This window comes from Maribacter sp. PR1 (genome assembly GCF_028464145.1).
In the GTDB taxonomy this organism is placed as follows: Bacteria; Bacteroidota; Bacteroidia; order Flavobacteriales; family Flavobacteriaceae; genus Maribacter.
Map to the genome: position 1 here is coordinate 292,891 of NZ_JAQPCG010000005.1, position 12,272 is coordinate 305,162.

Annotated in this window: 8 protein-coding genes; 1 reads left to right on the forward strand and 7 read right to left on the reverse strand. The window is 38.7% G+C overall.

What is annotated here, in order from left to right; all coding sequences use genetic code 11:
• Positions 1-58: 58 nt before the first annotated feature.
• From PP182_RS12220 to PP182_RS12240, 5 genes are all read right to left on the reverse strand, one after another.
• On the reverse strand, positions 59-1,390 hold the full coding sequence (locus tag PP182_RS12220; protein WP_272651538.1) for a M28 family peptidase: 1,332 nt from the start codon (positions 1,388-1,390) through the stop codon (positions 59-61).
• 217 nt (positions 1,391-1,607) lie between these two features.
• On the reverse strand, positions 1,608-2,015 hold the full coding sequence (locus PP182_RS12225) for a TMEM175 family protein (protein WP_272651539.1): 408 nt from the start codon (positions 2,013-2,015) through the stop codon (positions 1,608-1,610).
• Between the two features lie 21 nt (positions 2,016-2,036).
• Positions 2,037-3,203, reverse strand: a complete 1,167-nt coding sequence (locus PP182_RS12230; protein ID WP_272651540.1) for an MFS transporter — start codon at positions 3,201-3,203, stop codon at positions 2,037-2,039.
• Positions 3,204-3,212: 9 nt separating this feature from the next.
• Complete coding sequence (locus PP182_RS12235) at positions 3,213-4,736, reverse strand: nuclear transport factor 2 family protein (RefSeq protein WP_272651541.1); 1,524 nt, start codon at positions 4,734-4,736, stop codon at positions 3,213-3,215.
• A 22-nt stretch (positions 4,737-4,758) separates the two neighbouring features.
• Positions 4,759-6,972, reverse strand: coding sequence for a bifunctional alpha,alpha-trehalose-phosphate synthase (UDP-forming)/trehalose-phosphatase (locus tag PP182_RS12240; protein ID WP_272651542.1), 2,214 nt, complete (start codon positions 6,970-6,972; stop codon positions 4,759-4,761).
• Between the two features lie 102 nt (positions 6,973-7,074).
• On the opposite strand from PP182_RS12240, the gene PP182_RS12245 reads away from it, so the two are divergent.
• The gene (locus PP182_RS12245) at positions 7,075-8,880 is read left to right on the forward strand and encodes a glycoside hydrolase family 15 protein (protein WP_272651543.1); all 1,806 of its coding nucleotides are present in this window, start codon (positions 7,075-7,077) and stop codon (positions 8,878-8,880) included.
• Here the strand turns inward: PP182_RS12245 and PP182_RS12250 are convergent.
• Both PP182_RS12250 and PP182_RS12255 read right to left on the reverse strand, forming a co-directional pair.
• Positions 8,867-10,318: a pyridoxal phosphate-dependent decarboxylase family protein gene (locus PP182_RS12250; RefSeq protein WP_272651544.1), complete on the reverse strand. Its 1,452-nt coding sequence runs from the start codon at positions 10,316-10,318 to the stop codon at positions 8,867-8,869. The genes PP182_RS12245 and PP182_RS12250 overlap by 14 nt on opposite strands.
• Positions 10,319-10,416: 98 nt before the next feature.
• Positions 10,417-12,225 (reverse strand): acyl-CoA dehydrogenase family protein, encoded by a 1,809-nt coding sequence (locus PP182_RS12255; RefSeq protein WP_272651545.1) that lies wholly within the window; start codon positions 12,223-12,225, stop codon positions 10,417-10,419.
• Positions 12,226-12,272 lie beyond the last annotated feature (47 nt).

Consider the following 12,272-nt stretch of genomic DNA (forward strand, 5'->3'; position numbering starts at 1 on the left):
GAAATAAGGGTAAACTAAAATCTTCCATATCTGATTTATTTAAGGCTCATTTTAATATCTATCTAAAAATTCCGTTTGGGAATACTACAGGACTTTCAAAACCATCCTCACCAACTGAAGAAACCCCGAAAAAGTAATTATCGATAACAATACCTTCCAAAGTGAACTCCGTTACATCACCTACAAATCTACTATTGTCCCATGTGGGTGAGGTCGTATCTCTCCAATAAATTTTATACCCAACGGCGCCATCCACCTTGCTCCACTGAAACTTGGCCGAAGGCTGAACGATACCACCGATTTTCACTTCCTTTGGTGCCGGTGGTGCCCAAGCCAAGGAAGCTAGGTTAATCGCATTTACAGCGGTTAGTTTTGCCGCGTAGTCAAAATTAACGTGTTCCAAAACGTCACCATATGCAATGCCGTCTTCTACCCGGATATCTTGATGTTGCTGGGTGTAATTTTCGTGCGCCTCCATGATTCGGATACCCGCAAATCCAGCATCGTTAAAGGGTCTGTGATGTCCTCCACGACCAAATCGGTCCAAACGATAGATCATCATCGGGTTCATTTCGGGCATATAGGTCTTTACATTCTTATGCACATATCTGGCCAATTGTCTTGAAATACCATCGACCTCACCTCCATAAAACCTTCTGGCCCTGCGTTGCTCTTCCGTTTCATTGGGAGGAACGGGTTCGGAAAAAATTCGGAAATCCACATTGCTTACTACTCCATCCACCCCTTTAATATTTCCGATCATGTCATTATTGAAGATTCCAATGATTTCCCAACCTTGGTCCTTGGCGTATTGCGCAACGCCACCACCACCGAACAAGCCCTGTTCCTCTCCGGAAAGTCCCATATAGATAATACTGTTTTCAAAGGTGTATTTGGAAAGTACCCGAGCAGCCTCCAAGGTTCCGGCCATACCACTAGCATTGTCATTGGCCCCGGGAGAATCGTCCGTAAAATTGGTAGGGTCGCTCACCCGGCTATCAATATCGCCGCTCATAATAATGTATCTGTTTGGGTATTTTGTTCCTTTTTGTACTGCCAACACATTAACAATTTCCACATCATGTACGATACGCTGGTTGGCTCCTTTTTTGACCAAGTCCTTTTGATAAAAAACGTTTAGGCACCCATTGCAGGCCTGGGAAGTTTTTTCAAATTCCGATTTGATCCAACGTCTTGCAGCCCCAATTCCCCTGGTCTGGGAAATAGTATCGCTTAAGGTATGCCGGGTACCAAAATTGGCCAATTTGGTAATATCATTTTCTATCCGTTTTGCAGAAACAGCATCTATAATATCGTAGATTTTTTGATTCGTTTGAGCTGAAAGTGCAAAGGATACGGTCATTAGACCTAATAATAATAGTTTTTTCATTTAATCGGTTTTATATTTTTTATAGAATAAATAACTGTGTACAGAACAAAAAAGGCCAATTAGGCAATATAGAATTCCTGGAAGTCCAAAGGTAATACCTAGCTTTAAATAAGCTACTATAATCGAAATTACACCTACAACGACAAAGAGGGCAAAATGACGGCTATAAAAATAAAGTTCCATGGAAAGCTCCAAGTGCTTGGATTTTTTATAAGCCCTATAATACATAAGAGAAAAGCATAAAAAAATAAGGGCCAAACCCTATTCCATAAAGTTCAAAGAGCCCTGCAAGCCTATCATAGGTCATACCCTGATCCTCAAACCATGAATTGATTAAGGATTTTAATGGAAATACATAGTATAGCACTACAAAAAGAAGGATGGCATTGCAAGTGATTATCCAATTATCCATATACTTGGTCCTTCTGAAAAAGTTATAGTGGAGGTACCAAAAACTAAAGAGCACAAAAAAACTAATTGCAAATCCTACAAAGGATTTAAGGTCCACATCCATAATGGAGTCGGAGCTGTCCATACCTAAACTAACGACTAAAAGCGTTGCTGCAAAAGCAAAAACACCATCGCTAAAAGCTTCTATTCTGCTTATGTTATGTGGTAGTTTCATGGCTTTTAAAAGTATTAAAAATTAATCGGATTTATTTCCGTTTAAATGCCAAAGACCAAAAATAGGACCAAGCGATAGCACCAAGAAAATATATTTTGGGTCAATGATGCCAGATAAAAAGGATAATAATTGAATACTGACTATTGATATTGCAAAACCGATACTGTTAACCAAGGTAAGTCCTGTGCCTTTCAATTCACTTGATATAGAAGAAGCTACTAATTTTGAGAACTGGGGTGAGTCCATGGTCACTGCCATTCCCCATAAACACCAGATTACAAGAAATAAAGGAGAAGAAAACAAAAAAGCCAAAGGGGAAAGTAAACAGCACAAACCGGATATGGTCAGTGCAAAAAATGCAACCTTTTTACTTCCTAAATATTGGGAAAGCAATCCTCCAATTCCGCAGGAGATACTACCGAGCGTTATGATAATTCCTGTCCATAATGAAACGGAGAAATTGTTTCCAGATAGTACATTATAACTCTTTATGGCGAAGGGAGTAAAAGCCCAAAAGGCATATAACTCCCACATATGTCCAAAATACCCGAACGCAGCTTTTTTAAAATCCTTGGTTCTGAATAATTGCGGTCCGGCATTTAATTTAAGAAGAATGCTTTTTTTTCGATAAGGTCCATTAGGAACCAATAAGAACAGCAAAATTCCTCCTATAATGGTCAATGAAGATGTTGTGAAAATTACGGTATTTGGAGAATGACCCCAAGAAGTACCTTTTATTAAAAAAGGAAAGGCCGTACCCAGAACCAAGGCACCAACTAAGAATCCAAGTGCTTTGCCCAAGCCTTTTTCATAATAGTCCGCGGCGATTTTCATACCAACCGGATAAATTCCCGCCAAAAAGAAACCTGTTCCAAAACGGGCCAACAACAAACTCCATTTTGAAAGATACTCGGTTACAAGAAACAAGTTGCAAAATGCCGCTAGAATAGCGCAAACCATAAAAACCTTGGATGGAGAGAAACGGTCGGCTACCATGAATAAGGCAAAAAGCAATGTACCCGAAATAAACCCAAATTGCACCGAAGAGATTACATAACCTATTATTTCCTGTTCAAAATTGTATTTTAAGGTCAACTCGTCGATTATACTATTTCCCGCAAACCATGGGGAGGTACAAGCAAATTGTGCAATGATAATGATTAGAAGAATGTAGGATTTTTGCTTCAATGGGTTGCTTTACCTGACAAAAGTGACCTTCATTATTTTTTCGTTTTCAATTTCGTAAATAGCGACCGCATTAAACGTGTTCCCATTTGATGTTATTTCCTCTTCATCAATCACTTTGTTGCCAATGACAATTCTATTCTTTATCTCACAATGTAAATCTGGGCTCGATTTGAAAAATGCACTATAGCCTGTCCTCATGGCTTCAGGACCCGCTGTTTCTAGGGTATGTGGATAACCGTACAACCTTGCATCTTTAGAGTAGGTAGCTAAAAAGGCATCTATATCCCTTGAGTTATACGCTTCCAATTGTTTTTGCACAACCGTTTCAGGATTTGGACCATCAGCTTCTTCAAAAATGAAAGTCATGTTCAAAATTGTATTCCCAACTTCATAAATGGCGACTTGCATGGTTGTTTTGCCTCTACCCGTTACTTTTTCATGGTCTATAACATGGTCGTCAATAACTATTCGATTTACAACCTCAACATTGTACAATTTATTTTCTGGAGAAAGATTACTGTAGTTTTTTCGCATTTTTTCATGTCCTACATAAAGCGTATCAGAAGGAAAATTGCTTACCACTACATTTTCACTATAGCAATTGACGAAGGCATCTAAGTTTCCGGCATTATAGGCTTCAACCTGTTTTTGTACAAGCTTATCTGGAGAATCTGAAGATACTAGCGCAATACGTTTCCCATTCGGACCAATGGCCAATCTAGAAATACTGGAGATTTGTTTTGGGTCGAATTTATATAAAGGTTTCCAACTATTGTCTTTCTTAGGGTGGTATCCAATTAAAAAGTTTTCATAGGCAGATAGTAAAGTTCCACCTTGTGTCCAAGTAACATCCTCCGATTTTGTCAAAAGCGTCACAATATTTTCAGTAGTCCCAGATATTGGGTGCATAGATCTTACTATAGCCGTATCATTTTCTTTAGAAACAAAACTTAATAATTCTGAATCGGGAATTTTATGGAGCGACCTACCCACGTTTTTCTGAAAGGTATACCTGGAATTATCATTCAAATTTGCTACTACAAGATCCATTCGATTTTCAATCAAAACGGTGCAAACCAGGATATGATCATTGTACCAGACATGATATCCTACTTTTAAACCCTGGAGTAGCTCTTCGGATTGTCCTGTATTAAAATCATACTGATATAATCTTTGCAGCCCGTCTTTGTCTAGACGTATCGCTGAAATTGCAGCTTTTCCTGGTATTTTTAACGGGGAATATTCGCTACCATTTGGTGTATCCGAAATCCATGAAGAAGATTCGGTTTGTATGTTGTAGCGCGCAATATCGGTCTGACCATTTCTAGTCGATGAAAAAAGAATGTTTTCATCATCAAAAAAAGAAGGTTGGTTGTCATAACCATCATTATTGGATATGTTCAAAAGCTTACCAAGCTCCAAAGTATCGTTCGCAAAGTTTAAATCAGCTACATAAACCTCTGTATTCTGTTGGGCAACGCTATTAAAAATGCATAGCAAACCCGCAATACTTAGAAAAAGATAGTTTCTCATTGGTTGAATTCGGAACTAGTAATCAGTGCATATCGGCAAACCTACCCAAAATATCCCTTACGTTTTTTGTGTTATCTACAAAATATTTCGCTTGAGTCTTTTGTCTTCCCACTTTAACGGTAATGGAATCTTCCGGTAATTCCTGGAACATAAATTCATCGGTCCAATCATCGCCAATGGCAAAGACGAAATCATAGTCCTGTTCCGAATATACACGCATGGAAGCTCTTCCTTTATTAACATTACTGCTTTTAATTTCCATAACCTTATTACCATTTAGAACACTAAGGTCATCATTGGCAATTAAACTGGTAAGTACCGTATTTAATTCCACAGCTCTCTTTTGACCAAAGTCTGGATCTGTATTTCTATAGTGCCAAGCCAAGGAATAGTTCTTTTCTTCAATGAAACTGCCAGGAGTTCTATCGACAAAGGAATCCAAGACGGGATGTATTTTTTCCATCCAATCCTTTTTCACATTTTCCAGCATTCGAAACTCTTCGCCCCCTTGTGATATCCATACGCCGTGCTCCACGATCATATTGTATTTTTTTGGTAAGAACCATTTTGTGAAAGTTTCCTTATCCCTACCACTAATTAGATACATATCTGTGTTTTCTTGAGAGGATATTTCGTCTAATAACTTATATAGTTCTTCATCGGGACTTGCTTTTTGTGGATCGTTATGAAAACCGGATAAAGTACCATCGTAATCGAGAAAAACTAATCTTCTTTTCGCTTTTCTGTACTTTTTCATGACCGTGTTCATTAAATCAACAGAGAGCCTTCTGGATATATAAGTAAGATCTTTTTCTTTTTGATTTAATAATGACGTCATGAAATCATTGGCCCATTTTTCCACGTTATATCGTTCCAATCGTTTTTGCAATATAGCATTTCGTTGCTGCTGTTCTTTTTTCGGCATATTAATGGCCTTATCCAAAGTGTCTGCAATTTGCTCAAAATTATTGGGGTTGATGAGCATAGATTCATTCATTTCGTTGGCAGAACCAGCCATTTCACTTAATATCAAGACTCCCGTTTTATCGGTCCTTGTTGCGACATATTCCTTGGCAACCAAGTTCATACCATCTCTAATGGGCGTTAGCCATGCAATATCGCAAGTTGTATAAAGGTCTATTAGGTTGTCAAATGGCATAGATCGGTAGAAATACCAAATAGGAGTCCAACTAACAGTGGATAGCTCCCCATTGATTCGCCCAACAAGCTCGTCTATTTCTTTTTTGAGTAATTGATATTGCGGTACGTTGGATCTAGAGGGTACGGCAAGAATTATCAAACGGACTTTTTCCTTGTATTGCGGATATTTCGTTAAGAAATACTCAAAGGCGTTTAAGCGTTTTGCTATTCCCTTGGTATAATCCAATCGGTCAATGGAGAGGAAGAATTTGGCATCGGGAGTAGATTCTTTATGGGTATCCAACCTTTTTTGAAGCTCGGATTTTTGGGACTCATCGCGCTGTGCATGTTCTTTTGCCGCATCGTTGAATTTTTTATAGTCGATTCCCATTGGAAAAGAATCAACTTTTATGACCCTATCATCCAAATAGATGTCATTGAAACTTACTTCAAGACCAAGTAACCTGCGTACGGAGCTTAAAAAATGCCTTTCATAGTCATAGGTATGGAAACCAATTAAATCGGAACCTAGAAGCCCCGATAAAACTTCCTTTCTCCAAGGTAATGTTCTGAATATTTCGAAAGAAGGGAAGGGGATGTGTAGAAAGAAACCAATGGATACGTTCGGGCGTTTTTCACGAACCATCTGCGGCACCAACATCAATTGATAATCATGTACCCATATAACATCATCATCTTCTGCCTTTTCCAAAATGGCGTCGGCAAATTTCTGATTTACACTTTTATAGATTTCCCAACTCTCCCATTCAAATTCGGAATATTCCATAAAATAATGGAATAAGGGCCAAACGGTTCTATTGCTAAATCCATAATAAAATCCGTCAACCTCTTTTTGCGAAAGATTAACCTTGGAGGAACCATGTTCCGCCAGAGCGCTATCTATTTTGGAAATCAACTCTTCAGGGATTTCCTCATCCGTTAGTCCGCTCCAGCCAATCCAAAGACTATCACCACCGGAATGAACGGATTTCATACCGGTAGCAAGTCCACCAACACTTGGTATTGCGGTAATGCTTCCATTGCTAATTTGTAATTGTACTGGGAGTCTATTTGAGATTATGATAGTTTTAGCCATAAATAGCAAGTTTTGCTTTGAAATGAATTTAATTTCTCTCAATTTCGGGAAAAAGAAGGGTAATAACAATTGTATGCCCAAATGAATCAAGATTTTTAGTGAATGAATAATTTAGATTACGGAATAATAGGAAATTGTAGAAGTGCGGCATTAGTTTCAAAAGAGGGCTCAATAGACTGGTGTTGCTTGCCTGAATTTGATTCTTCCTCCTTGTTCGCCAAGTTACTGGATGAAAATATTGGTGGAAGTTTTGAGGTTTTAGTGGATGATTCCTATACTATAGAACAAAGATATAAGAAACATACTGCTGTTCTTATCACAAAATTTTCTTCAGGAGATGATGTGTTTGAAATCAGGGATTTCATGCCTAGGTATAGAAAAGCAGGAGGGGGGTATAATTCTCCTCCGGAATTGATTCGCTATTTTAAACTTCTAAGTGGTAAACCTAAGTTTAAGGTTAAGTATGATCCCCGTTTGGAATACGCGCATGGCGAAACGAAAACGTATGTAAAGAAGAATTTTATTGTTAGCCTTACCCATGGTGAAAAGTTTGACACGTGTTTTTTATATACTTCATTTAACAAAAATGCAGTAGTAGAGGGAAGGGAGATTGAAATTAAGGATGACGGATTTTTTCTCCTAGGATATAATGAAAAACTATTTCACCCTACGGTAAGAAAGATGTATACCGAGTTGGAAAGAACTAAGGTATATTGGTTAAACTGGAGTAGCAAGACACCGAACTACAAAAAATACAACACCGAAATCAGTAGAAGTGCAATTACTTTGAAATTACTTACCTATGACAAATCTGGGGCCGTATTGGCAGCAGCCACTACGTCTTTACCAGAAACAATTGGGGAGGTACGAAACTGGGATTATCGTTTTTGTTGGATTCGGGATGCCTCAATGGCTATTAAGGTAATTGGAGAGTTGGGTCATAGAAACGTTGCCAAAAGATATCTTCAATTTATTGTGGACCTAATTCCCGATAAAGATGAGAAACTTCAAATTATGTACGGCATCAATAAAGAGAAAAAATTGACTGAACGCACTTTGGATCATTTAAGTGGTTATAAAGACTCTAAACCTGTCCGTATTGGTAATGCAGCCTATAAACAACGTCAGAATGATATCTATGGCATTTTAATGGATGTTATTTATGAGCAACTATCTAAATACAGTAATGATACCGAAAATGGAGAGGACCTTTGGGGAATTACTAAGGGTATTGTTTGGATTGTCTCGCACCACTGGAAAGAGGCGGACAAAGGTATATGGGAATTTAGAACTGAAGATCGTCATTTTACCTTCTCCAAGGTATTATGTTGGGTGGCCATTGATAGAGCTATTAAAGTAGCAAGACTTTTTAGAAAAACCCATAAATTGGAAAAATGGACCAAGCTGGAGCAGGAAATTAAAAATGATATTCATGCCAATGCTTGGAATCCGGACGTAAATGCATTTACACAATCCTATGGCTCACCGGATATGGATGCCTCTGTTCTTTTAATGGAATCTTATGGTTTTATTCATGCCAAAGACCCAAAATTCGTGAGCACCGTACATGCCATTGAAAGGGAATTGAGCAATGATGGTCTATTGTATCGCTATAAAAATGAGGATGATTTTGGTTTGCCTTCCTCTTCGTTTACTATTTGTACTTTTTGGTTCATAAATAGTTTATTCAAAATAGGTGAGCAAGAAAAGGCTATGAAGCATTTTGATAAGCTTCTTTCCTATAGTAATCATTTAGGGCTTTTTAGTGAAGATGTTGATTTTAAGACTAAAAGGCTTTTAGGGAACTTCCCACAGGCCTATTCACATTTGGCATTGATTGAATGTGCTATCAATTTTTCTAGACAGGAAAGTGAGGAACAGGTATTGGCCTCGATTAGTAAATTATAGGCTCTTGAGCATTCAATTTTTGCCCTATTGTGATAATCTTTTGGAGTAACTTATCGAAGTGTTCCTTGGTCGTAAAAGGATTCATTACAGTTACTCGCAGGTAGTGCCAACCTCTAAGCTTGGTCTGTACAATATAAAATTCGCCATCTTCCAAAAGTAGTTGGCGAATTTTTGCATTTAAATTATTAAGTTGGATTTGCGTTAATTTAGAATCATAATATCTAAAGCAAACGATATTAGCCATGGGTTTAACCGCTAATTTAAATGAAGTGTGGTTTTGTATTATTTCCCCAAAAGTATTTCCCATATCATATAATTGGGTAACATAGGCGTCGAATACTTCCTCTCCATAGCGTTTTAACATTGTATACCAATAAATGCACATCATGGTCTTGGTACATTCAAAAGTTCTTTTCCCAGAGTTATACCAGTCTTCATGGTCAGATTCTGTTAATAGGTAATCTGCTTTCTGACTAAAAGTTGCATTGGCGTATATCCCATTTTTTAGGAGTAGGGCGGTGGTAATTGTCGGGAGCATCATCATTTTATGACCATCGATAACTACGGAGTCTGCTTGTTCGATGCCCTTAAGCGTAGTCTTATATTTTTCCGAAAAAATTCCAGCTCCTCCATGTGCACCATCAACGTGAAACCACAGTCCATGTTTTCGTGCAAATTCTCCTATGGATTCCAAATCATCGAAGGCACCTGTAGCTGTTGATGGAGCACTTCCAATGATGGCGAAGATGGTAATACCCTTTGAAATGGCTTCAGCATGTTTTTTTTCAAGAATATCGATGTCCATCTGAAAGGATTCCGTACATGGAATTTTTATAATTCCCTTTTCACCTAGACCCATTATCCTAGCAGCCCTGTCCACACAATAGTGTGCTTCTTCACTAACCATTATGCCAATAGGATTTTCTATACCATTATTCCAGATATCTTCTTTAAGGATAGTCCTTCTGGCCGTTAAAAGTGCGGTAAGGTTGGCCAATGTACCTCCAGAAGTTAAAAAGCCTCGGGCTTCTTCGTCCCAGCCTATTTTTTTGCATAATAAATCGGTAACTACCCTTTCAATGGCGTTGGGGGACATACCCATTTCATATACGGCCATACCGTTGTTGAGTAAGGAACTTATCATTCCACTTAATGCTGTAATGGGAGCCGTGGGTGTTACTTGGTGTCCGATACAATTGGGATGATGTACATACGTGGTTCTGTCGGTAATGGTTTTGAATAATTCGTTGTCATCCCCATTTTTCAGAAACTCTTTCCAGAATTCCAATTCATCTTCCGGATCGTTCCAATGAATGGCCTTTCCCGATTTTTCGTAGAGTTTATCATCTAAATGATTGGTTAAGATATCAATGAGTTGATGCCCTTCTTTTTGAAAATTTTGAGGGGAATATACGGTCTCTAAAAGTTTATTTTTCATGGTCTAAAATTAGACGCTGCAAGCATATTGTACAAATAAAAACCGCTCCAATTGGAGCGGTTTTTCTTCTGTCTAACAAAACAAAAGGGCAATCTGAATTAGTCAAAGGTGTAACCCTGATCTGATGCTACCTTATCCGCAATTTGTGTGCGCAAAGCAATAACATTTGGGTTATTGGTATATTTTGTAAAACGTTTTAGTCCCATGAGCATCATACGTTGCTCATCACCTTCGGCAAAGGAAACAATAGCCTCTTTACCTTTTTGGATGATAATTTCTGTTGCTCGATATAGATAAAGTCTGGACATGGCAATTTGGGTGGATTGGGAGTCCTCTCCAAATCGTTTTGCATTTTTCTCAGTTCTAAGTATTGCGGATTCGGCTAAGTAAACCTGAATCAATATATCTGAAGCGGCCAAAAGCAATTGCTGGTGCTCCTCCAGTTGCGGTCCAAATTTCTGAACGGCACTACCTGCAACCATTAGGAATACTTTCTTCAATCGCTTTAAAAGGTCTTTTTCCTCCGCAAATAATTCAGAGAAATCAGGTGTCTCAAAAGAAGGGATTCCCATTAACTCTTCACCCACGGCTGTAGCCGGACCTAATAGGTCAACATGACCTTTCATGGCTTTTTTTATCAACATGCCAACGGACAACATTCTATTTATTTCATTGGTACCTTCATAAATACGGGCAATTCTGGCATCCCTCCAAGCAGATTCCATGGGTGTATCCGCGCTAAAGCCCATACCCCCGAATATTTGTATGCCTTCATCTGTGGTGTGTTGAACATGTTCTGAAACCGCTACTTTAAGGATGGAACATTCAATGGCATATTCTTCAACTCCTTTTAGCTCAGCTTCTTGGTGCGAATTTCCATCGGCTTCCCGTATTGCAATGCGATCTTCAATATTTTTAGCGGCTCTGTAACAGGCCGATTCGTCTACGTAAGCATTGGTAGCCATATCGGCAATCTTTGCCTTAATAGCACCAAAGCTAATAATAGGTGTTTTAAACTGTATGCGTTCATTCGCATATTTTGTCGCCTCATTTATTACCCGTCTTTGGGCTTCCAAACAGGCTGCGGCCAACTTTATACGCCCGACGTTTAATGCGTTCATGGCAATTTTGAATCCATTACCACGGGTAGAAAGCATATTTTCTACGGGTACTTTGGTTTCATTGAAGAAAACCTGACGGGTAGAGGAGGAGTGAATACCGAGTTTTTTTTCTTCGTCACCTAAGGTTATTCCATTTTTTGAATCATTCTCAACAATGAATCCAGTAATATTTTTATCGTCCTCAATTCTGGCAAAAACAATAAATAGATTACAGAAACCCGCATTGGATATCCACATTTTCTGTCCGGTGATACTGTAATATTTTCCATCTTCGGATAATACAGCTTTTGTCTTTCCAGAATTGGCGTCTGATCCGGCACCCGGCTCCGTAAGACAATAGGCCCCGAACCATTCTCCTGTTGCTAGTTTAGGTACATATTTTTCCTTTTGTTCTTCCGTACCGTACAAGGTAATGGGCAAGGTTCCAATACCTGTATGAGCCCCGAAGGCCGTACTGAAGGATCCTGTAGCACCGGATATGTAATCACAGACCAGCATTGTAGAGACAAAACCCATGCCCATACCTTCATATTTTTCGGGAACGGCAATGCTTAAGAGTCCCAGTTCACCTGCTTCTCGCATACATTCTTCCGTATACGCATAATCCTTCTTTTCAAAACGCTCCCAATGCGCCCAAAGTTTACGATCGACAAACTCCTTGGTGCTTTCCCGCATCATTTTTTGCTCTTCGTTCAAGTCTTCAAGCGTAAAGACATCTTCACAATTGGTTTCTTTTACGAGGAATTGACCTCCCCTAAGAATATCTTGTTTAGTTTCTGTACTCATTTTAATTGTCATTAGTATTTAGTAATGAGTATTGAGTGCTTAGATTA

Bases quoted from the DNA above. Each gene is read 5' to 3' on its own strand.
- PP182_RS12235 (WP_272651541.1), bottom strand. From the start codon at position 4,736: ATGAGAAACTATCTTTTTCTAAGTATTGCGGGTTTGCTATGCATTTTT.
- PP182_RS12255 (WP_272651545.1), bottom strand. From the start codon at position 12,225: ATGAGTACAGAAACTAAACAAGATATTCTTAGGGGAGGTCAATTCCTC.
- PP182_RS12220 (WP_272651538.1), bottom strand. From the start codon at position 1,390: ATGAAAAAACTATTATTATTAGGTCTAATGACCGTATCCTTTGCACTT.
- PP182_RS12225 (WP_272651539.1), bottom strand. From the start codon at position 2,015: ATGAAACTACCACATAACATAAGCAGAATAGAAGCTTTTAGCGATGGT.
- PP182_RS12240 (WP_272651542.1), bottom strand. From the start codon at position 6,972: ATGGCTAAAACTATCATAATCTCAAATAGACTCCCAGTACAATTACAA.
- PP182_RS12245 (WP_272651543.1), top strand. From the start codon at position 7,075: ATGAATAATTTAGATTACGGAATAATAGGAAATTGTAGAAGTGCGGCA.
- PP182_RS12250 (WP_272651544.1), bottom strand. From the start codon at position 10,318: ATGAAAAATAAACTTTTAGAGACCGTATATTCCCCTCAAAATTTTCAA.